General features: G+C 35.0%; 19 protein-coding genes, 1 pseudogene and 1 other annotated feature. Of the genes and pseudogenes, 2 read left to right on the forward strand and 18 right to left on the reverse strand.

The window, feature by feature from the left end:
* Positions 1 to 184: 184 nt before the first annotated feature.
* The 6 genes from CD29_RS17730 to pepV form a co-directional block, all read right to left on the reverse strand.
* Entirely contained in the window at positions 185 to 1,048 is an 864-nt protein-coding gene (locus CD29_RS17730) for a YtnP family quorum-quenching lactonase (RefSeq protein ID WP_036189910.1), read from the reverse strand.
* An 81-nt stretch (positions 1,049 to 1,129) separates the two neighbouring features.
* Positions 1,130 to 1,780: a tRNA (guanosine(46)-N7)-methyltransferase TrmB gene (gene trmB / locus CD29_RS17735; RefSeq protein ID WP_036189916.1), complete on the reverse strand. Its 651-nt coding sequence runs from the start codon at positions 1,778 to 1,780 to the stop codon at positions 1,130 to 1,132.
* Positions 1,781 to 1,828: 48 nt separating this feature from the next.
* Positions 1,829 to 2,779: a diacylglycerol/lipid kinase family protein gene (locus tag CD29_RS17740; RefSeq protein ID WP_036189923.1), complete on the reverse strand. Its 951-nt coding sequence runs from the start codon at positions 2,777 to 2,779 to the stop codon at positions 1,829 to 1,831.
* A gap of 17 nt (positions 2,780 to 2,796) precedes the next feature.
* Positions 2,797 to 3,774, reverse strand: coding sequence for a nuclease-related domain-containing protein (locus CD29_RS17745; protein ID WP_036189926.1), 978 nt, complete (start codon positions 3,772 to 3,774; stop codon positions 2,797 to 2,799).
* 107 nt (positions 3,775 to 3,881) lie between these two features.
* On the reverse strand, positions 3,882 to 4,736 hold the full coding sequence (gene dat, locus CD29_RS17750) for a D-amino-acid transaminase (RefSeq protein WP_036189928.1): 855 nt from the start codon (positions 4,734 to 4,736) through the stop codon (positions 3,882 to 3,884).
* 20 nt (positions 4,737 to 4,756) lie between these two features.
* Positions 4,757 to 6,148, reverse strand: a complete 1,392-nt coding sequence (gene pepV, locus CD29_RS17755; protein ID WP_036189930.1) for a dipeptidase PepV — start codon at positions 6,146 to 6,148, stop codon at positions 4,757 to 4,759.
* Between the two features lie 320 nt (positions 6,149 to 6,468).
* Between pepV and CD29_RS17760 the strand changes: the two genes are divergently transcribed.
* The gene (locus CD29_RS17760) at positions 6,469 to 6,690 is read left to right on the forward strand and encodes a DeoR family transcriptional regulator (RefSeq protein ID WP_036189932.1); all 222 of its coding nucleotides are present in this window, start codon (positions 6,469 to 6,471) and stop codon (positions 6,688 to 6,690) included.
* An 80-nt stretch (positions 6,691 to 6,770) separates the two neighbouring features.
* Here CD29_RS17760 and CD29_RS17765 read toward each other — a convergent pair whose 3' ends face one another.
* From CD29_RS17765 to asnB, 3 genes are all read right to left on the reverse strand, one after another.
* A complete protein-coding gene (locus CD29_RS17765; RefSeq protein WP_036189934.1) occupies positions 6,771 to 7,484 on the reverse strand; it encodes a pseudouridine synthase in 714 nt (237 codons plus the stop codon).
* A gap of 9 nt (positions 7,485 to 7,493) precedes the next feature.
* The gene (locus tag CD29_RS17770; RefSeq protein ID WP_036189936.1) at positions 7,494 to 9,110 is read right to left on the reverse strand and encodes a putative polysaccharide biosynthesis protein; all 1,617 of its coding nucleotides are present in this window, start codon (positions 9,108 to 9,110) and stop codon (positions 7,494 to 7,496) included.
* A gap of 247 nt (positions 9,111 to 9,357) precedes the next feature.
* Positions 9,358 to 11,217 (reverse strand): asparagine synthase (glutamine-hydrolyzing), encoded by a 1,860-nt coding sequence (asnB, locus tag CD29_RS17775; protein ID WP_036189938.1) that lies wholly within the window; start codon positions 11,215 to 11,217, stop codon positions 9,358 to 9,360.
* Between the two features lie 328 nt (positions 11,218 to 11,545).
* Between asnB and CD29_RS17780 the strand changes: the two genes are divergently transcribed.
* Positions 11,546 to 12,802: a BaiN/RdsA family NAD(P)/FAD-dependent oxidoreductase gene (locus CD29_RS17780; protein ID WP_052124242.1), complete on the forward strand. Its 1,257-nt coding sequence runs from the start codon at positions 11,546 to 11,548 to the stop codon at positions 12,800 to 12,802.
* Here CD29_RS17780 and CD29_RS17785 read toward each other — a convergent pair.
* The 9 genes and pseudogenes from CD29_RS17785 to CD29_RS17825 all read right to left on the reverse strand — a co-directional run bounded on the left by CD29_RS17785 (position 12,744) and on the right by CD29_RS17825 (position 23,396).
* Complete coding sequence (locus CD29_RS17785; protein WP_169716204.1) at positions 12,744 to 13,568, reverse strand: hypothetical protein; 825 nt, start codon at positions 13,566 to 13,568, stop codon at positions 12,744 to 12,746. The two genes, CD29_RS17780 and CD29_RS17785, sit on opposite strands and share 59 nt — an antisense overlap.
* Positions 13,569 to 13,641: 73 nt before the next feature.
* Positions 13,642 to 14,529: pseudogene (locus tag CD29_RS17790) on the reverse strand (IS3 family transposase); the annotation flags it as partial.
* Between the two features lie 272 nt (positions 14,530 to 14,801).
* The gene (locus CD29_RS17795) at positions 14,802 to 14,984 is read right to left on the reverse strand and encodes a hypothetical protein (protein WP_036189946.1); all 183 of its coding nucleotides are present in this window, start codon (positions 14,982 to 14,984) and stop codon (positions 14,802 to 14,804) included.
* A gap of 13 nt (positions 14,985 to 14,997) precedes the next feature.
* On the reverse strand, positions 14,998 to 16,194 hold the full coding sequence (locus tag CD29_RS17800; protein ID WP_036189948.1) for a class I SAM-dependent rRNA methyltransferase: 1,197 nt from the start codon (positions 16,192 to 16,194) through the stop codon (positions 14,998 to 15,000).
* A 208-nt stretch (positions 16,195 to 16,402) separates the two neighbouring features.
* Positions 16,403 to 18,817 carry a leucine--tRNA ligase gene (gene leuS / locus CD29_RS17805; protein ID WP_036189950.1) on the reverse strand — a complete coding sequence of 805 codons (2,415 nt, stop codon included), beginning with the start codon at positions 18,815 to 18,817 and terminating at the stop codon, positions 16,403 to 16,405.
* A 148-nt stretch (positions 18,818 to 18,965) separates the two neighbouring features.
* Positions 18,966 to 19,172, reverse strand: a binding site (T-box leader).
* 219 nt (positions 19,173 to 19,391) lie between these two features.
* Positions 19,392 to 20,696: a TRAP transporter large permease gene (locus CD29_RS17810; RefSeq protein WP_328286498.1), complete on the reverse strand. Its 1,305-nt coding sequence runs from the start codon at positions 20,694 to 20,696 to the stop codon at positions 19,392 to 19,394.
* Positions 20,697 to 20,726: 30 nt separating this feature from the next.
* Positions 20,727 to 21,236 carry a TRAP transporter small permease gene (locus tag CD29_RS17815; protein WP_036189956.1) on the reverse strand — a complete coding sequence of 170 codons (510 nt, stop codon included), beginning with the start codon at positions 21,234 to 21,236 and terminating at the stop codon, positions 20,727 to 20,729.
* A 15-nt stretch (positions 21,237 to 21,251) separates the two neighbouring features.
* On the reverse strand, positions 21,252 to 22,364 hold the full coding sequence (gene dctP / locus CD29_RS17820) for a TRAP transporter substrate-binding protein DctP (protein ID WP_036189958.1): 1,113 nt from the start codon (positions 22,362 to 22,364) through the stop codon (positions 21,252 to 21,254).
* Positions 22,365 to 22,367: 3 nt separating this feature from the next.
* Complete coding sequence (locus tag CD29_RS17825) at positions 22,368 to 23,396, reverse strand: fumarylacetoacetate hydrolase family protein (protein ID WP_036189960.1); 1,029 nt, start codon at positions 23,394 to 23,396, stop codon at positions 22,368 to 22,370.
* Positions 23,397 to 23,402: the final 6 nt, after the last annotated feature.

The following is a 23,402-nucleotide window of genomic DNA, read 5'->3' on the forward strand; positions in this document are numbered from 1 at the left end:
GAGACCGCTTCTCGAGGACAGGTTTTTCGTTTTTCCTTATTTTCTGTCCCCGAGACTCTTATAGAGGATAAATACTTCTATTCAGTGGCGTCGCCATCTTCTATAGTTACATTCTATTTAGAAATTGAAAAGACTCTCTTGAAAGTCTATCTTTCAAGAGAGTCTTCTTGATATATAAATACCACTAAAATTGAATCCCAGCTACTTTACTTCTTTTCAATGAATCTACAATTTCTTTACCAGTTTCATCCCACTGAATCATACGGTAGTATGCATCGTGGTAGAAGATAAATTTGTGTCCATTACTGAATGCTTCTTTCATAAGCTTTTCTTTTGCAAATACACTCGTCATTGGATAATCATCATAAGCCATTACCCATAATGGATTTTGGTGTCCGTGTGTAGGCATTAAATCTGCTATATGTAGCATCGTTTCACCATTTTGAGTAAGTTTTATAATCGCATGACCCGCGCTATGACCACCAGTATGAATCATTTCAATACCAGGCGCTAGAACAAGAGAATCCTTAAAAGTCTCAACCTGATGTTGAATAGGTTCCCAATTTTCCTTCCAATACGTATTCCGTGAACGAATATTTGGATTTCGCATTTCTTCCCATTCAATTTCAGTTGTATAGATTTTAGCATTAGGGAAAGTTGGTACTAACACATCACCTTCCCAACGAGAAAGTCCACCCGCATGATCGAAATGAAGATGTGTCATTAATACAACATCAATATCTTCAGCAGATAATCCTAGCTTATCTAAACTTTCTAAAATACTAGATTCCTCAGTTACCCCATAGTTTCGTAGTTGCTTCTCATTTAACTTATTAAATCCAACGCCACTATCAATTAAATAGTTTTTACCTTCATATTGAATTAATATTGGTTCAGTTGCACATTCAATTTGATTCTTTTCATTGACTGGATACTTTCTTGACCATAACGGTTTTGGTACTACACCAAACATCGCTCCGCCATCTAATGACGTAACGCCCCCCTCAAGCCACGTTAGTGTCATGTTATGAAATTGTAGTTTGTCCATTCATTTCTCCCCTTTGTAAATGCTAGATTGCAATCCTTAAAAATCGTAATCGACAGTTAAAAATCGCTAGCACAACATCTTTTATCTATGTGAAATAAATTGTGCTTCTAATCTGTAAATCGGCTGCCCCTTTTTAGAAAACTTTTCTTCGTATTCTGTCATAATATTATCTTCTGGCATATTTGCATGTAAATCTAGCGATACATATTTAAGCAACATGCCATAGTGAGACATATTCACTAACGAGAATTCAAAAAGGCCCCTGTTGTCAGTTTTAAAGTGAACTTCCCCATTGTCAATTAATAATGACTCATATAAATTTAAAAACCCGTCTGAAGTTAAGCGTCTTTTTTCATGGCGTACTTTTGGCCATGGATCAGAAAAGTTTAAATAAACTCGGCTCACATCATTTTTTGTGAAGTATTTTGCTAAATCAGCACCATTTACTTTTAATAGTCTTAAATTTTTAGGTGAGTTCGCTTCTAATACTTTTTCCAGTGCACTAACAATGACACTATCATATAATTCAATCCCAATATAATTTATGTCTGGATTTTGAAGTGCCATACCCGTAACGAATTGTCCCTTCCCAGTTCCAACCTCTATATGTAAGGGATTGTCATTACCGAATACTTCATTCCATTTCCCTAAAAAGTTCTCCGGATTTGGAATAATGACCTCTGGATGTTCATTAATAAAGTCTAATGCCCACGGTTTGTTTCTTAATCTCACTATATTTCCTCATTTCTTAGATGTAAGTAAATTTTATATTATTTTAACTTAAATCTCTATTATTTGCGTGGATTTTCTGTTGTTGTCTACACAAATCCAATTTTCTTTAATTATTTGATATGTAAGGGATGCGTTTGTAGATCCAATTACTTCTCCATCTGTATGGAAATATAGAGGATCTGATACTCGAACATGAAAAGTCTTTCCTTTAAATTGAGTAACTGCAGTTAGTTTAGTATGTGCACCGAAAAACACAGTAACGAACAATAACAATAGCTTCAAATGTGTAAGATTGTTTACAATTGTAACTTCAAGCTCTCCATCATTAGGCTTTGAATCGGGGGATAATTTCATCCCTCCACCAAAATATGGTTGATTACTAACAGTTACAAACCAAGCTTTGTTGAAATTGTACAGATTGCCATCAACTTCAACCTCTACATTAAAACGTTTAAATGTAAACAATGCGATAATTGTTGAGAATCCATAACTCAGTTTACCTAACCCTATCTTATTGAGTAATCTCTTTATTTTTGAGTGACTTGCTTTTAGCGTAACAAAAGCATCAAATCCAATTCCTGCATTGTTTACAAATTTTCTCGCTTCCTCAAAGTAAACCAATTGCCCACAATCCATTTTGCTTCCACTTGGGGTTTTCAAAAATTGTTCTATATCATTTGCTGTTTCAAATGATTGAAATGTTCTAGAAAAGTCATTTCCTGACCCAGCTTTGACAAAACCAATGTACAGTTTACTTTGAGGGTCGATTCCATTTATAACTTCATGAATAGTTCCATCCCCACCAACTGCAACAATTAATGCCTTTTCATTACGTTTTAAAAACTCTATTGAAATAGACTTGGATAGTTGTAAGGCATGACCACTAAATTGAGTGATATGTTCAAAAAACTTTATGTTTAGCTGATTTTTTAGTTTGCTCCAAACTTTCCTTCCATTACCGCTACCTGACTTTTCATTGATGATAAAATGAACCTCCACAGACACCCCCCTTTCTTCTATAACATTCGATTATAGGATGTTGTTTCGACATTATTTAAAAGTGTTTTAGCAGCTTGTATTTGCATATGCTTCATGGGTGAGGTTGAATGCTTTAATTCTTGAATCCATTTTGGATAGTCCCGCTTATCAATAAATTCTAAATTATATAAAGTTCCAGGGTAATCAAAATATCCATTACGTGATAATAGAATTTTGCGAACAGGCATCGTCACATTATTTAATGAGAATAGTTTGGAAATAATTGTTTCCATTCGATTTAATTGAATGAGTGGATTTAATACTTTCGTTTCTGTTTCTCCTACTTTTTTCAACCAAAAATGTTCTCGTTCACTATTTCCTACAAAAACTGAATAATTCTCACGTTCTATAACGGTAATACATAGACATTCTAAAGGTGTTAATATGACAACATCTAATTCGACTGGAGCATTTTTCAGTTTAACAACCGGATAGTAAAGAACTAAATAATTGTCCGGTAAGGATTGTAATACAGTTCTTAAAAAACTATCTCTCATAAATTTCGAATTTACAAATGACTTTTCACGTAATGTCGAACTGGCCCACTTAATTTGAAAGTGAAAAAATTGATCCATAAATATCTTCTTTAACTCCTCTATATCTTGAGGGTTATATACAATATTAGGTTCAAAAAAAAGCGTTGTTTCATCATCTGGAAGTTGTTCTTCGTCAATAGAAAGTTCATTTTGAGATTTTTTTATCGGCACATTAATTTCATCTTTAGTTTGATTTTTTTTAAATAACTTTTTAATTAGTGAAAAGCGCTTCTTTTCTTCTATCTCGTTTTCTTTTATATGTTCAATATGCTCCCATTTTTGAACAAGTTCCCCTGATTCCCATTCTGTTTTAACTCGTTCCCATCCGTTTTTCTTCATACGTATAAACTGTGCGGGATAGCGATTCATATCAATTTGATACCTTGAAATATAATCTTGAAGTTTTATTAATTGAGCCAATCTAGACACTCCCTAAATCAAAAATGAACCATTTCTTTAATATTACATTAGCTTGTAAAAAATAAATAGAGGATAGCCTTCATCAAAAGGCTATCCCTGAACACTAATTATTTCACTTGAAGTGATTTTGGAATTTTTGTTTCGAATTGGGCTTGTAATTTACGAGTCCAATCGCCTACATTTCCTGCATTGATATATGCATCATCAATTTTAATAACGGGTGTAACTTCAGAAGTAGTTGAAGTTACAAATAATTCATCCATCTCTAATGCTGCTGATTTTGTAAATGCTTCTTCTTTTACTGGTAAGCCAATTTCATTTGCACATTGTATAACAACATTACGTGTAATCCCATTTAAAATAAAGTTATTTACTGGGTGAGTATATAGGACTCCATTCTTAATACCGAATACATTAGTAGATGAACCTTCTGTAACCACATCTCCGCGATGTAAAATTGCTTCATAGCAACCTTTTTCAACTGCTTCTTGCTTAGCAAGTACTGCACCTAATAAGTTTAGTGATTTAATATCACAACGTAACCAACGGATATCTTCTACAAATGTTACATTCACACCTTTTTCAAAGTTAGCAATTGGACGTTCATTTTCTTTTGTATATGCAGTAATTACTGGAACAACTGTATCAGCAGGGAAATTATGAATACGTGGCGAAGTTCCACGAGTTATTTGGAAATAGATATGACCAGTTCCTAAAGTATTTTTTTCCACTAGTTCATGTAGTAAAATGTGTAATTTATCTTTAGTACATGGAATTGTAAGTCCTATTTTCTCAGCACTTAGGTATAGGCGATCGATATGTTCTTCAGCAGTAAACATTTCACCATTATACACTTTTATTACTTCATAAACACCATCACCAAATTGATATCCACGGTCTTCTTTATTGATAATTACTTCTTCATCTTTAACAATTTTATCATTCCATAATGTATAACTCATAAAACCCTCATCCTTTAATATTATTTACTTGCTAATTCAACAATTGCCTCAGCATATATCGCCGCTGCCTTAACTAAATTTTCGATTACAACATATTCATCCGTTTGATGAGCTACATCAGGTTCACCAGGGAACAACATGCCAAAAGCAACACCTTTTTTCATCGTTCGAGCATATGTGCCTCCACCTGTTGATAACGGACCTGAAGTGTCCCCAGTATACTTTTGGTAAACATGTAATAACGTTTGAACTAAATCATCATCTTCACTAACATGATGTGGCTTTGAATTTGAAAGGATATCCAAAGTAAACGATGATTTTGAAAGTTCTGATTGTGCCTTAGTGATCTTTTCTTCAAAAGGATAGGAGACTGAGTATCTCATACTTACTTGAATGCTACCACCACTTGCTCGATCATACGAAACTATACCTGGATTAAGTGTTGTCTTACCAGACATAGCATCTTCAAAATCTAAGTTTAACGCAATTCCATAGTGATCATTTTCAAATGATTGCACTACGAACTGGATAAATTCTTTCCCTGCTCCTGTATCTATGAAATCCACTAAAAATTCACATAGTAATACAGCTGCATTGACACCTTTTTCAGGCTCCATTGCATGTGCAGATTTACCTTTCATCGTGATGATGAACTGATTGCCTTCTTTTATTATAGTACCTTCGGAATTATTTTTCTCTAGAAAGTTTTCAAAATTTTGAATGAATTGAGGATTCACGTTTTCAACGACAGCCTCTGCATGGTCTGGTACCATGTTTGTTCTTTTTCCAGCTTGAAATGATATTAATTGTTCAGACTCTTGCATATGATTGATTAAAGTAAACTCTAAACCTGCAATGCCTTTTTCTGCATTGATTAAAGGAAAATCTGCATCAGGAGCAAATCCGATTGATGGCATTTCTTCTGTTTCAAAATATCGTTTTACACATCTAAAGCCACTTTCTTCGTCTGTTCCAATAATCATTCTTACACGTTTATTTAATTGCATATTTGCATCTTTAACCATTTTCATTGCTAACCAAGCCGCAATCGTTGGTCCCTTATCATCGATTGCACCACGGCCATAGAGTTTACCATCCACTACTTCACCTTTAAAAGGAGGGTATGTCCACCCATTACTTGCTGGGACTACATCGACGTGACATAAAATGCCGAGTAACTCGTCGCCTGCCCCCATTTCAATGCAACCGGCCATGTTATCAATATTTTTTGTATTGAAACCGTTTTCCTCACCTTTTGTTAACATCCATTCAAGAGCTTTTAACGGTCCTTTTCCAAATGGAGCATCTGGGCTTGCATTTTTTTCATCTAGAACACTTTCAATTTGTACTAATTGTTGTAGTTCTGAAACTAACTCTTCTTTTCTAGACTCAGCAATTTTTAACCAATCCATAAAAACACCTCAATTTTTGAAATTAACATTATTTTACTCTAAATAACCTTGAAAACAATCTATAACATTCATATTATTTGTCCTCATATATAAATTTACAGTACTGAATTGTTCAAACTTTGTAAATTTTATATGAGATGAATGGAAATTTTAATAGTTTGTTGCTATAATGACCTTGTCAAGTATTAGTTTTGACTATAAAATTCTAAAAAAAAGGGGATGTCTAAGGCAGAAATTTAGAGCCTGTGCACCTCAAGCACAATTGAAGTCGTCCGCTAGTCTTTGCCATGAGAATTAAGATCGAAGGAGTGGTTTATTTAATGAAACCAACTACTGATAGAATGCTTAATCGTATTAAAGACGTGTACATGTTTATCCTTGATAGAGGGACGGTGTCTACACAGGATTTAGTCGAAGAGTTCAACATCACTCCTCGCACCATTCAAAGAGATTTGAATGTGTTAGCCTTCAACAAATTGGTTACAAGCCCAAGTAGAGGCAAATGGACAACGACGAATAAAAAAGTGAAGTTAACATCATAGATCATAAGAAATAAGTATAAAAATTATACTTATTCCAACATAAGAAAAGAATGACCTTTCGTCGGGGTCATTCTTTTTGTTTATTCTATGTTTTTTAATGCGCCTAATTCTTCCGAAGTTAGTTCACGATAGTCACCAAGTTCTAATTGTTCATCTAAAGTTAGTGTGCCCATAGAAAGTCTTTTTAAATATGTGACTTTTTTATTTCTCGCTTCAAACATTCGCTTTACTTGATGGAATTTTCCTTCCGAAATTGTTAACTCAATTTCAGATTGAAGGCCTGATTGTAATATTTTTAAATAGCCAGGCTTTGTAAAGTAGCCATCATCTAGTTCTACGCCTTGTTTAAAAGCCTCAATATCATCTTCTGTAACAATTCCATTAATTTTCGCATAATACGTTTTTGGGACATGTTTTTTTGGTGATAACAAATTATGAGCAAGTTGACCATCATTTGTTATTAATAATAGTCCCTCTGTATCTTTATCAAGGCGCCCTACTGGAAATGGTTTAAAATGTTGAGCTAGTGGGTCTAGTAAATCAATTACCGTCTTATCTACCATATCCTCAGTAGCCGAAATAACTCCTGGTGGTTTATTCATCATTAAATATATGAACTCTGTGTACTGTACTCTCTCACCATATACTGATACATATTGTTCCTCAGGATTCACATGCATACTTGCGTCTTTTACAACTTCTCCATCAACAGTTACCGCTTTTTGTTTGAGTAATTGTTTTACTTCTTTACGCGTACCAAATCCCATATTTGCTAATAACTTATCTAGTCGCATGAAAGCCTCCTATTTTAACCCGACTTTTGCTGCGAGTTTTGTAATTCGTTCACCTAACATTTTTTGTGCAAGACCTAATTTAAATGACAATATTCCATAAACCGCTATGCCAACCCCTACACAAATGACGGAAATAATAATTGCTGATAATTTACCTTCAACTGGTCCCATAATAGCAATTAATAGTTTTTGAGTAATGAAAACAGCAATTGCCATAATAATGGATAAAATTACGATTAATAAAATTCTACGTTTAACCATTTTGGATCGATAATTGAGTACTTTTTTTATAACGAACAAGTTAATAATTATTGAAACACCGTATCCAATAGCAGTTGCAAGAATTGCACCATCTGCCTGCATGACTTTAATTAATGGCGTATTGATCATTAACTTTATTAAAATACCTGTAAGCAAACTTAAGATAATCCATTTTTGATAATCAATACCTTGTAATAATGCTGCAGTTACTTGGAATAAAGCAAAGAGGATTGCTACTGGTGCATAGTGAGCTAAAATCGAAGCACCCATCTCGCTTTCAGAATATAACATAAAGTATATTTCGTTCGATAAAACAGAAATACCTAATGCTGCAGGTAAAGTGATGAAAAATAATATTTGATAGGATTTGTCCATCGCATTGCGTAGTAGCCCAAATTCGCCTTGAGTATAATATTTTGTGATCGTCGGTATTAGTGCTAATGACAAACTTGTTGCTAGCATTACAGGGATGATGACAACCTTGTGTGTAGTAAAGTTAATCATCGTAAAATAATTGTCCGAAACTGATGACATCCCGATAGATGCCATTGCACCATTAAACGTCAGCATGTCGACTAGTTGGAATAATGGATTTGCTAATCCAACAAAAATAATTGGAATGGAAAAAGTTAAAACTTCTTTGTAAATACTAGACAATTGTAATTGAGAAGTTGTTACTGAACTTTCACTACGCATTAAACTAAATTCTTGTTTATATTTTTTCCAATAGTAACCTAATATTAATAATCCACCAAGTGCTCCAATAAATGCAGCAAAAACAGAAAGTGAAATGGCTGTTTCAGGCTCACCTTTTAACAGAACTACAATGATAAACGAACCTACTAATAGAAAAATGATTCTTACAATTTGTTCAATCAATTGAGAAACTGCAGTTGGTTCCATTTTGTTATATCCTTGGAAAAATCCACGAACTAAGCTCATAAATGGAACTACAATGAGTGCAAAACTTACCCATCGTATTACAGATGCTACTTGCTCAACTGTAATCAGCTGTTCATCGCTCTTAATTACTACATTGGCAATCGGAGTGGCTAACAAATTTAAAAGGAGGAATGCACCAATTCCAGTGATGGTCATCACTAGCATTCCAGATTTCATCAATTTATAGCCTGATTCGTAATCACCTAGAGTATTGTATTTAGAAACAAACTTTGATACTGCTAGAGGTAGACCTGAAATCGCAATACTTAACATAATTGAGTAAGGAATATAGGCGTATTGGTAAAGTGCTAAATTGTCCTCACCTATGATTGCGTAAAAAGGAAAAATGTATATTAACCCAAGTACTTTCGATAAAAACATTCCGATCGTTAATACCGCAGTACCTTTCATCAAAGTGGACATGCAATCCATCCTATCTATTTTAGGTTGAAATTATATTTATGTGATTCTATCTTCATATGAGGGAAGCAAACTTATTAATTATGTATATAAGTAGATGATATTTCATCATTCAACATTACTAGTAAAAACACTGTTCGATTCAATAATGTGTGTGCAAATTTATCAATTTTCAAAAAAGAAGCACTATCTCAAAAGAATCATTTCATTCTTTTGAGACAGTCCTTTCAGGTAAATTATTTGCGATGTATTATGCTGCTACTTCATCAATAAAGAAACGTTTATACCATACAAGGAAAACATAAGCAGTCCAAATATAACGAGCACGATTTGCCTTGCCTGTGTAATGTTCATCTAAGTAGCTGACTAATTGGTTTACATCAAAAAATTCATGAGTGAATTCAGCAGTGAACATTTCTTTCACTAGATTGTAGTACTTTTCCTCTTTTAACCAATGACGGATTGGAACTGGGAATCCTAGTTTTTTACGCTTTGCCCATTCTTCAGGCAATTCTTTATTTGCAGCTTGTCTAAGTGCATATTTTGTATCAATATCATTTACACGATAGCCTGCTGGAATTTTTTTCGCAAGCTCCATTACTTCTTTATCTAAAAATGGAACACGTAATTCTAAGGAATGCGCCATACTCATACGATCAGCTTTTAGTAGAATATCTCCTGGCATCCAAAGATTTAAATCTAAATACTGCATTTTAGATACATCATCATGTTCAGGAACTTCTGCATATATGCCTTTCGTAATTGAACGTACAGTTGGACCATTTCGGTATTCAGGCTTTAATACGTTAAATGCATCATCTTCATCCCAAACAACAGCCTCACCGATAAAGCGTTCTTCAACCGTTTGTCCTCCTTTAATAAGGAAGCTAGAAATTTTATTTTTCGGCATTTTTTCTGCAATTCCACGGACAGCTTTGCGAAGCCCTAGTGGTACCTTTTCATATGTCTCCATTTTTTTAGAGCTTTGATACCATTCATAACCTCCGAATATTTCATCCGCACCTTCACCAGATAAAACAACTGTAACATCTTTACTTGCTAACTCACATAAGAAGTAAAGCGGAACACTTGAAGGGTTTGATTGTGGCTCGTCCATATGATATTGAATGATTGGAAGTGCCTCAAAACATTCCTCAGCAGTAATATATTTACTTTCGTTTTCAATTCCTAAAATATCACATAAATCCTTTGAGTGTGTTGTTTCATTAAACATAGACTCATAATCACTAAATCCAACTGAAAATGTTTTATTAGGTCGCATAAGTGCTGTTACATAGCTCGAGTCTACCCCACCAGAAAGAAAGGCTCCTACTTTTACATCACTAATTTGATGAACATCCACAGATTCTTTCATCGTTTCACGAATTTCTTCTACATAATGTTCAAGGGAGTTCTCTTTTGGATCGAACTTTTTATCCCAGTAGCGTTCCATTTTAGTGATTTTACCATCTTTAATAATCATGTAATGTGCTGGTGGTAATTTAAATACACCTTTAAAGAATGTTTCATTCATTGAAGAATATTGGAATGTTAAATATGGACGCAATGCATCTTTGTTTAACTCTTTAATGAATGATGGATGTGGTAAGAATGATTTAATCTCTGAACCGAAGATAATTGTGTTATCAGTTGTATGGTTTGTAAAATACAACGGTTTGATGCCAAATCCATCTCGAGCAATAAACATGTGATTTTTGTTTTTATCCCAAATACAGAAGGCAAACATTCCACGAAGTTTTGTTACAAATTCTTCACCGTATTCAATATATCCATAAATTAAAACTTCACTATCTGATTTTGTCTTAAATTGATGTCCTTTAGAGATAAGGTCTTCTCTTAAATCTTGGAAATTATAAATTTCACCATTAAATACTAGAACGATGCTACCATCCGAACTATAAAGCGGCTGGTTTGCAACATCCGATAAATCAATTATACTTAAACGACGAAAACCTAATGTTACTTTGTCGTCTGTATGTATACCACCGCTATCTGGTCCGCGATGAATGATCGTATTCATCATATTTTCTATTGTTTGATGATGGTCAATAACATTTGTTCCGTTAATATATCCTATAAATCCGCACATATTTTTCACCTCGTGCCATAAAAATGCAATACTTATACATCATACCATGAATAATATTTTGTATGATACAGTAGATGCGATAAGAAAGATACAATTTTTCATCCGAAGATAAATCACTGTTGTTTTTCATTTTCGAATCAGTGTTAAAAATTATAAAACTTTTCTATAAAAGTTTCAATGAATCCTAGCTGTTGTTACTATAATGTTAATTTATCCAAACAACTGTTAAATTATTAAATGAAACATCAATTAGTGGTTTTTTTATTCTACTAAAGATTATTTGGAAATAATAATAACAATGAACTATATAAGAAAGCGAGTTATCACTATGTATGACGTAATTGTAATCGGTGGGGGTCCCTCCGGTTTAATGGCTGCTATTGCAGCTGGGGAAAAGAATTCACGTGTATTATTAATAGAAAAAGGAAATAAACTTGGTAAAAAGCTAGCGATATCAGGTGGCGGTCGTTGCAATGTTACAAATCGTTTACCTGTTGAAGAAATTGTAAAACATATACCAGGAAATGGACGTTTTTTATACGGACCTTTTACTGTGTTCAACAATGAAGATATTATTTCATTCTTTGAGGGGCTTGGAGTTCCTCTAAAAGAAGAAGATCACGGTCGAATGTTCCCTCAATCTAATCGCGCTCAAGATGTAGTTAATGCGTTGGTAAATGAGCTTAAACGATTAAACGTTGAAGTTAGACTTCAAACTGCAGTAAGTAAAATGTTAATGGACGACGAGAAAATTCTAGGTGTTCGATTAGAAAACGGTGAGGAAATCAGGTCTAAAGCTGTTGTTGTGGCAGTTGGTGGGAAGGCAGTCCCTCAGACAGGTTCAACTGGTGATGGTTACCCTTGGGCTGAACGTGCAGGTCACACTGTAACGGAATTATATCCGACAGAAGTGCCTGTTATTTCAAATGAGCCATTTATTCAGTCGAAGGAGCTACAAGGGTTAGCTTTACGTGATGTTGCAGTGTCCGTTTTAAATAGCAAAGGGAAATCACTTGTAACCCATCAATTGGACATGCTCTTTACTCATTTTGGCGTTAGTGGGCCGGCTATTTTACGCTGTAGTCAATTTATCGTAAAAGAGCGTAAGAAAAATGGTGGTGCGCCTGTTCAACTTCGAATCCAAACGTTAACGGATTATAATGAAGAAACTTGTTATCAATATTTATTGAAGCTTTTAAAAGAAGATCCGAAAAAATCTGTTAAAAACGTATGGAAAAATTTAGCCCCTGAACGATGGTTGCTATTTTTAATGGATCGGGTAGGTATTGATTCTTCCGTAACTAGTGCAGAACTTTCACAGGAAAAGATTCGTAGCTTTGCTCATGAGCTAGTATCATTTACGATGAACGTTCACGGCACGCAACCTTTGGAAAAAGCCTTCGTTACTGGCGGCGGAGTTTCAGTTAAAGAAGTCGAACCAAAAACTCTTGCCTCTAAAAAGAAAAAAGGCCTTTATTTCTGTGGGGAAATTTTAGATATTCACGGATATACAGGAGGTTACAATATTACGAGTGCACTAGTAACTGGTAGAATTGCTGGGATGAGTGCTGGGTCGATGGAGTAGTTGAAGGATTGTAGGCTGCACCTCGCCTACATGAAGCCGTACTTGAGGACAGTTTTCTCATAATTTTTGGAGTTTTGTGATCGAGAAGCGATCTCGCGGACAAATTCCTCTTTATTTCCTGAGTTTTGTCCTCGAGAAGCGATCTCGTGGACAAATTTCTCTTTATTTCCGATTTTTTGTCCTCGAGAAGCGGTCTCGTGGACAAATTCCTTATTTTTTGCGATTTTTTGTCCTCGAGAAGCGGTCTCGTGGACAAATTTCTCTTTATTTCCGATTCTTTGTCCTCGAGAAGCGGTCTCGTGGACAAACTTCTCTTTATTTCTGATTTTTTGTCCTCGATAAGCGGTCTCGTGGACAAATTTCTCTTTATTTCCTGAGTTTTGTCCTCGAGAAGCGGTCTCGTGGACAAACTTCTCTTTATTTCTGATTTTTTGTCCTCGATAAGCGGTCTCGTGGACAAATTTCTCTTTATTTCCTGAGTTTTGTCCTCGAGAAGCGGTCTCGTGGACAAACTTCTCTTTATTTCTGATTTTTTGTCCTCGATAAGCGGTCTCGTGGACAAATTTCTCTTTATTTCCTGAGTTTTGTCCTCGAGAAGCGGTCTCGTGGACAAACTTCTCTTTATTTCTGATTTTTTGTCCTCGATAAGCGGTCTCGTGGACAAATTTCTCTTTATTTCCTGAGTTTTGTCCTCGAGAAGCGGTCTCGTGGACAAACTTCTCTTTATTTCTGATTTTTTGTCCTCGAAAAGCGGTCTCGTGGACAAATTCCTTATTTTTTGCGATTTTTTGTCCTCGAGAAGCGTGAAGTGACCCCAAAAAGTTAGACACATATTTTATTTAAGCAGCTAAAGTTTGAACCCTGTAATTAACAGGGCTCTGACCGTTTAGGTTTGCTTTAATACGTTTGTGATTATAGTAATTAATATAATTTTCAAGTTCGCGTTTAAAGTGTTCTATATTTTTAAAATCGCTTAAATAAACTAGCTCGGATTTTAAAAGACCGAAGAAATTCTCTATTACTGCGTTATCTAGGCAATTTCCCTTACGGGACATGCTTTGTGTAATTCCATGTTTCCTTAAGGTATTTCGGTATTGTTTCATTTGATAGTGCCATCCCTGATCTGAATGTAGAATAGGGGCATCTTCAGCTGTTAAATGTGTAAATGCTTGATCTAGCATTTTAGAAACAAGAGAGAATACTGGACGGTGTTCAATGTTATAAGCGATAATCTCGCCGTTGTATAAGTCAAGCACAGGTGAAAGATAAAGCTTTTGGCCAAATAATTGAAATTCGGTTACATCTGTAACCCATTTTTCGTTCGGCTTAGATGCTTGGAAATTACGATTTAATAGATTTGGCGCTATTTTACCTACATTACCTTTATAAGAGCGGTACTTCTTTACACGTACCATTGATTTTAATCCAAGCTCTTTCATTAAGCGTTGAACCGTTTTGTGATTAATTATGATGTTGCGATTACGCAGTTCTAAATGAATGCGTCGGTATCCATAACGTCCCTTATGTTCATCGTAAATTGCTTGAATTAGAATTTTAATTTCGTTGTATTTATCAGTTTTCTTAAAAGAATTTATTTGATAGTAGTAAGTGCTTCTAGCTATGCCAGCTACTTTAATTAACTCTTTAACGGGAAAATTTAACCTTAGTTCATATATAGCTTTTACTTTTTCTTGGGTTGTGACTTTTCCCTTATAGCAGCTAATTTTACAGAGTCACATATTCGTTTCAATCAAATATACCCCCAAATGTTAGATAGAATCGTGTCTAACATTTGGGGTGCAGTACAGCGATCTCGCGGACAAATTTCTCTCTATTTCCGATTTTTGTCCTCGGTTCAGCGGTCTCGTGGACAAATTCCTATTAGTTTCCGGAGTTTTGTCTTCGACAAGTCTTCTCCCTATTTAATACTTACCATAGACCAAAATTCCCTAAGAGAAAAAATTCGCCCGAAGGTTTCCTACCTCCGGGCGTTTATTTCTTATCTATCTAATTCTTGATATCTCACTTGGTAACGACCACCATCAGCCACAGCTGAATGATACAAAGCTTTTAGGGCTAAATTTTTTTCTAAACCCATCTCACTTTTAATTCGTTTAAGTTCGTCGTGTAGCGCACGTTCTTCATTCACTAATTTCAACATCGTTGATTTGGAATATTTCAATGGAATTCATTCCTTATTTGAGTAATTGGATAATACAAACTTTTAAATAATTAAATTCTGGATAGTCTTCAGGTGTAACAAAATCCTCTGGTAATTGGTGCTGCTCTAAAATTTTATAACGCTGATTACTTTCTTTGAATGCTTTATCGATAAAAGATTTGAACTTTTTCATATCAAAACTTGCATTATTCGTAGATGCAATAATAATCCCTTTTGGAGCCGTTATCGCTAATGCATCCTTAAGTAGTTTTGGATAGTCTTTAGACGTACTAAATGTCATCTTCTTTGTCCGCGCAAAGCTTGGTGGATCGAGAACAACAACATCAAATTTCATATTATGTCTTGCAGCGTATTGGAAGTAATCAAATACGTTCATGACTTTTATTTGATGTTGCTCATAATCAATACCATTTACGCTAAATTGTTCAATAGTCTTCGGCAAGCTTCGTTTTGCAAGATCCACACTAGTTGTTTCATATGCTCCACCTAGTGCAGCTGCAACTGAAAATGCACCAGTATATGAAAATGTATTTAATACTGTTTTACCGTCTGAATAGTTTTCTCGGAGTGAAAGACGGACATTTCGCTGATCGAGAAATATCCCCGTCATTGCTCCATCATTTAAATCAACAGCATAGTTCACGCCATTTTCTTTAATAATGATTGGAAATTGTCCTACTTCACCTTCAACATAATCATCTTGTTCAACATATTGACCGTTTGTATTAAAACGCTTTTTCTCGTAAATTCCACGGTAATTCACAGTTTCTTTCAAAGCTTCAATGATTAAATTTCTAAACGAATAAATTCCTTCACTATAAAAGCTCAACATATAAAAACCATCGAAGAAGTCGATTGTTAGACCGCCAATCCCATCGCCTTCACCATTAAATACTCTAAAAGCAGTAGTATCATCGTCTTCAAAAAATTCGTCTCTTAATTGTAATGCAGATTTAATTTTACCCTGAAAAAAATCTTGATCAATTTCTTGTTGGGGATTTCTTGTTAATACCCAACCAATTCCTTTATTTTGTTTACCATAGTATCCAGTAGCAACGTATTTTCCATTTGGACGAACGATTTTAAATAACGCTCCCTCATCTAATGTTTCATCAAGTGGTTCAGCAGCTTCCTTTAAAATAAGCGGATAACCATTTGCGATTTCTGCTACGTAATGTTGTTTTATTTTCAACTCAATTGTTTGGTTCATTTAGACATCCTATCTATTTGTAATCTATCTATTATGACACTCATTTTGTTAAAAAGCGATAATGAATAACGAGCTATTTTATTTTGGTATTAATATAATCATGTACAAATTAGTCTAGGCTTAAAACTTTTATCAAAAAAACTGCCCTAAAGATAAAATAAAAGTCCCCAAATGATATGCGATATCATTGGGGACTTTGTCAAAGTCATTATTTCACAACAATATTTACAAGTTTACCTGGAACCGCAATTACTTTTACGACTTGTTTTCCATCCGTAAACTCTTTTACTTTTTCATCTTCTAATGCAACTTGTTCAAGTTGTTCTTTCGATGCATCTTTTGCAACTTTTACTTTCGTACGAACTTTACCATTTACTTGAACGACAACTTCTACTTCATCATCAACAAGCTTTGTTTCATCGAATGTTGGCCATGACTCATACGTAATCGTACTAGTGTGGCCTAGGATTTCCCAAAGTTCTTCACCAACGTGTGGTGCAATTGGTGCTAATAATTTTACGAAGCCTTCAGCAAATTCAGTTGGAATCACTTCTGCTTTATAACAATCATTAATGAACACCATCATTTGAGAAATTGCAGTATTGAAACGTAGGTGCTCGTAATCCTCAGTTACCTTTTTCACAGTTTGGTGATAAGATTTTTCAAGTGTCGCATCTGAAACATTTTGTACTTTTTCTGATAATGTACCTTCATCTGTTGTAAATAAACGCCATACACGATCTAAGAAACGGCGTGCTCCATCAAGGCCATTCGTTGACCAAGCAACAGATGCATCAAGTGGTCCCATAAACATTTCGTATAAACGAAGAGTATCAGCACCATGACTTCTAACGATATCGTCAGGGTTAACTACATTCCCTTTAGATTTAGACATTTTTTCATTACCTTCTCCAAGAATCATCCCTTGGTTAAATAATTTTTGGAAAGGTTCTTTCGTATGAACAACACCTAAATCGTAAAGAACTTTATGCCAGAATCGAGCGTAAAGTAAATGTAGAACGGCATGCTCTGCTCCACCAATATAAATATCAACTGGTAACCAGTGTTTTAATAAGTCTGGGTCAGCTAGCGCCTTGTCATTTTTAGGATCGATATAACGTAAGAAGTACCAGCTAGAACCAGCCCATTGAGGCATCGTATTTGTTTCACGACGACCTTTCTTACCTGTTACAGGATCTACTACATTAACCCATTCTTCAATATTGGCTAATGGTGATTCACCTGTTCCAGAAGGACGAATATCTTTTGTTTTTGGCAATTCAAGTGGCAATTCTTCCTCTGGAATTGTCGTCATCGTACCATCTTCCCAATGAATTACTGGAATTGGTTCGCCCCAATAACGTTGACGAGAGAATAACCAGTCACGTAAACGATAAGAAATTTTCTTTTCACCAACACCATTTTCCTCTAACCAAGCAATCGCTTTAGAAATACCGTCTGCTTTATTTAAACCGTTTAAGAAATCTGAATTTATGTGAGCACCATCACCTGTGAATGCTTCATTTTCAATGTCTCCACCTTCAAGAACAGGAACAATTTCTAATCCAAATTCTTTAGCGAATTCATAGTCACGTTCATCATGTGCTGGCACGGCCATAATCGCACCTGTTCCGTAAGTTGCTAATACATAGTCTGCAATCCAAATTGGTACTTGTTTGCCGTTAATCGGATTCACTGCATAAGCTCCAGTAAATACGCCTGTTTTTTCTTTTGCTAAATCAGTACGCTCTAAATCGGATTTCAATTTTACTTTATCTAAGTAAGCTTCCACAGCTTCGCGTTGTTCTGCTCTAGTGATTTCATCCACCAATTTATGCTCTGGTGCTAATACACAGTAAGTTGCTCCGAATAATGTATCTGGTCTTGTTGTAAACACTTCAAAGAACTTATCTGAATCAGCTACAGTAAATTTAACTTGAGCGCCTTCTGAGCGTCCAATCCAATTACGTTGCATGTCTTTAATTGATTCTGGCCAATCTACTTCTTCTAAATCATCAAGTAAACGATCTGCGTATTTTGTAATACGTAAAACCCATTGACGCATTGGTCTGCGCTCTACTGGATGGCCACCACGTTCTGATTTACCATCAATGACTTCTTCGTTTGCAAGCACTGTACCTAAAGCAGGACACCAGTTGACAGGAATCTCATCAACGTAGGCTAAATCCATTTCTACTAATTTTGTAAAGATCCATTGTGTCCATTTATAATATCCTGGGTCTGTAGTATTGATTTCACGATCCCAATCATATGAAAATCCAAGCTCTTGAATTTGACGTTTGAACGTTGCAATATTCTTTGCAGTAAATTCTGCAGGATCGTTCCCAGTATCAAGTGCGTATTGTTCTGCAGGTAGACCAAACGCATCCCATCCCATTGGATGTAATACATCATAGCCTTGCATTCTTTTATAGCGTGATAGAATATCAGTTGCTGTGTATCCTTCAGGGTGTCCTACATGTAGTCCTGCACCTGATGGATATGGGAACATGTCTAATGCATAAAACTTTTTCTTTGACGTATCATCTAAAGTTTTAAACGATTTATTATTTTCCCAATATTGTTGCCACTTTTTTTCAATTTGTTGGTGATTAAAACTCATCGGTGATCCTCCTTAATACGTTTCTATTACACGATAGTTTCTTTATCGACATGAAGGAATGCTAAGCTGCTATTTAGTAGATTAACCCAAAATTTAGGGAATTAACAAAATATTTCAAAAAATAAAAAAACTCGCCCCATTCCAATACAGAAGGGACGAGAATATTTTACTCCCGCGGTACCACCCAAGTTAGTGACTAGCACTCAGCTCAATTCCTTAACGCGGAAAAACGGTTTTAGCTAATTTCACTAAAACAGACTCCTAGGCGAGTTCGATTTTTCTACTTACTAGCTCACACCAACCGCTAGCTCTCTTAAAAGCTTCAAAACCTACTATTCCTTCTCATAGTCGCTCATTTTAATAATGAATTCATTTTAATGTAAATTTTCAAAAAGTACAAGTGTTAGTAATAATTACTTGAGTTATGCCCACTTTTAAAAGGGAAACCAGCAATTTTGCTAATAATATTAAAAAGAAAAGTTTATTTACGCATTATATTCTAAGGAATTTGAATTGTTACTAAATTTAAAAAAGCGTGCAACTCAACATATTGTTGGATGCGCGCTTTCGTTTACTACATTAAATTAGGTAAGAATAAAATAAGGTCTGGGAAGAACAAGAAAATTAATAAAATAACAAAATCAGCAACGATAAATGGAACTGAGCCTTTTAGTATTTCTGAATATTTACTTCCCTTTACAGCACCTTGAATCATAAAAATACTTAAACCAAATGGAGGAGTTACTAATGAGATCTCCGCTAAAAATACAACGATAACACCAAACCAAACAGGATCAAACCCTAAACTAATAACTGCTGGTAAAATAATAGGAATTGTTAAAAACATTGCAGATAACATATCAATGAACATTCCAAGGAATATATATAAAGCACAAATTCCAAACATGATTACCATTGGAGGTACATCTAATCCTGTTAAAAAAGTTGACACAGTGTGTGGTATTTGTGAAATTCCTAAAAAGTAGCCAAATAAGAATGAGGATACGACTATTAAGAAAACAGTTGCAGTTGTTTTTATGGATTCCATAACTGATTTCTTAAATCCTTCGAACGTCAACTTTTTAGAAAAAATAGTAATTAATAAAGCTAATAACGCACCGATAGCACCTGCTTCAGTTGGCGTAAAATACCCTAAGTATAATCCGGCCATGATCGCACCGATTAAAAGAGTTATTCCCCAAATACCTTTTAAGGATTTCACTTTTTCTCTCATAGTATATCGTTCACTTTTAGTAGCCAAACTTGGATTTCTTTTTAATAAGATGAAAACAGTTAAAATATATCCGAGTGCGATAATAAGGCCCGGAACAATTCCTGCAATTAATAATTTCCCAACTGACTGTTCAGCTAAAATGGCATAAATAATCATTAACATACTAGGGGGAATCATTTGAGCTAATGGTCCGGCGGATGCTACGATTCCGTAGGCTAATCTCCGATTAACACCTAATCGTTCCATTTCAGGTACTGTAATTTTTGCTAGGGTTGCTGTAGAAGCAGGACCTGATCCATTAGCAGCACCAAATGCCGCACCACCGACTATGGTTGCATAACAAATACCTCCATGCACTCTATCAAACCATTTGCTAATAGAAGAAAACATGTCTGTCGCTAATTGACCATAATAAACAAAATATCCCATTAATATAAATAGTGGTATTACAGTAAATGTATAATTTGCAACCGTTGAAAAAGGTACCATACCCATTAATTTTACTGCCGGTTCAAAACCACTAATTAACCAATAACCGATGAATCCTACCGTTCCCATTGCTATTGCAACAGGAACGCGTAACATTAATAATGCAACTACTATAACAATTCCTATAAATCCAATTGTTATCGTACTCAGGTAAATCCCCCCTCGATATTTTTTCGAGGTACTTAATTAGGTTTCTTTTGTTTCTACTTCATCTGCTTTTTTTACTATTACGGTAACTAAGTCCACTAAAAATCTTAAACATAATACTGACATTGCTAGGAAAACAATTAAACGACCTGGCCAAAATGGTACAGATATTAAGCCCATTGCGGTCTCACCTGATTGAAAGGATTCGAGAAATTTCCAGAATCCTTGATAAGCAAAGACTGAAGTTAAACCTATTCCTAACAAATATATAAATATATCAGTGAACTTGATAAAAATTTTTGGTAAGTAGTTATTGAAAATATCAACACTTATATGCTCTTTATCAGCTTGAACTAAGGAGATTCCTAATAAAGTTACCCCAACCATTAATTGACTAGCTATTTCAAATATGCCTGGAATACTGTAATTGACAAACTTTCGTAAAATAGACTCAGCACTAATTACAAACATTAAGACAACTAATAATGAGCCTCCTAAATACATCAACCAAAGTTCAAGCTTCTTCTGGAATTTGAGAAATGTATTCATTCAGGTGACACCTCCTCAATTTACTCCTCCATTAGCTTGGTATTCCTGATCGTATTTTTTAATTAGCTCTCGGAAGCGATCTAATATTTCTTGGGCAGGTTTACCTGAACGTTCTTCAACCCATTTTTTCCAAACTGCATCTTCAGCTATTTGTTGTAATTGTGCAATATGCTCTGGAGTTGCTTCATTAATTTTCACTCCTGCATCTAAATACTTTTGTTTTGCCTCTGTTTCACCTTCAGTTTGATAAATTTTGTGGAAGTCGATTGCATTTTGAAGTGCAGCATCTTTAAACACTTGTTTTAATTCATCTGGAAGTTGATTGTATTTAGCAGTATTCATTCCAAATAAACCACCTTGACTTCCGATTGGTAATTCCCATACACTACCAGCAATTTCATGAATACCGTAAGTTGAAGACGATGTATAACCTAATAATCCTCCATCAACTGCACCACGTTCCATCGCCTCAAAACTTTCAGGCATTGTGACACCAACAGATACTGCGCCGAATGCTTCAGCTAATAACGCTTGGGAACCCGAAGCAATTACTTTAAGGTTCTTTAAATCTTCAAAACTATCAACATCTGTTTTTGAAACAATTCGATATGAAGGTAATGCCCAACCTCCGAGAATGGAAATATTTCTTGATTCAAATTCCGCACCCAACTCCGGAAATTCTTCGTATAAATCCATTAATGCTCGTGTGCCTGTCCATTGATCATTCCATAATGCTGGAAGTGATTCGATTGTACTTAAAGGATTAGCAGCAGGAGTATAACTTGGTACAACTACTGCAACATCCGCAATACCAGCACCTACAGCGTCTGCAACATCTGCTGGTTTAACTAATGCATCGCCATAATAGCGTTCGAACTTAATTCTTCCACTTGATTTTTCTTCAACTAAATCTAAATATGCATCAAAACCTTTTGATAACGATGCTGTTTTTGGTGCTTGAATAGTTGATTTAAAAACGAAGACTTCTTCTGTTGTACTATTATTCGTTTCTCCTGACGTTCCATTGTTTGTATTTGAAGAATTGCTTGTATTTGTTTGATTATTACCACATGCTGCTAAAACAATAACTGAAAGAATAGTGACAAATGCGACAAACCATTTTTTCAATATTTATCCCCTTCCATTTGCACGGATTTGATTTCGTAAAACGCCTAGACCTTCAACCTCTAATTCAACTATGTCTCCATCTTTCAAGAATTTACCTAATTCTAATCCGCAGCCTTTTCCTACAGTACCAGAACCTAAAATATCTCCTGGAACTAACGGTTCAGATTGTGATACGTATTCGATAATGTCTTCGAAAGTTCGATACATTGTAGATGTATTTCCTTCACTCCACACTTCCCCATTCACTCTAGCAGTCATTGCAAGATTATATACATTTTCAATTTCATCAGGCGTAACCAAGAATGGCCCCATTGCAGTACAGAAGTCTTTTCCTTTGGCAGGCCCTAACCGACCTTCCATCTCTTGAAGTTGTGTATCTCGAGCGGAAAAATCATTGTAAATTAGATATCCAGCAATATAATTCGATGCTTCAGCTGCGCTTACGTTTTCTGCTCGTTTCCCAATAACACAAGCAAACTCTAATTCATAATCCATTACATTTGAATATGAAGGCCAAACGCATTCTTCTTCTGTTCCAATAATTGTCGATGCTACAGATTTATAATAGATTGGTCTTTCATACCAAACTTTAGGAACTAAACCGCCTAATGAGATTTGATCTCCCTTAGAACTATTAACTGCTACTGAAGCTTTTAATGAGTTCTCAAAGTGTTCTTCAAAAGATAGGAAATCTCTAATCGTAGGTGGATTCTTAACAGGTGCATGGATTTTTATTTCATCTATTTTATAAAGAATCTTTTCAAAATCATTCGTCTGTGAAGATTCTTTTGAAAATTCTATTGCAGTTTTTGCTGCATCCATTGAATATTGTCCGCCTTCTAAAAACTTTGTCATATCGGTAGGAATCAATGTGTTTGCTAATTCAACGGTACGGTTTTGATCGACATCTGTATTTTCTCTTAAATAACTTCTATAACTTGCAGCTAAGTCTACGATGTCATCGCCTACAAGTGCTCCTAATCTTTCATAATATGGATAACTGTTTTTCACAGAAAATGAACATAGTTTCAATACTTT

Origin of the sequence: Ureibacillus manganicus DSM 26584 (genome assembly GCF_000772945.1) — a bacterium.
In the GTDB taxonomy this organism is placed as follows: domain Bacteria; phylum Bacillota; class Bacilli; order Bacillales_A; family Planococcaceae; genus Ureibacillus; species Ureibacillus manganicus.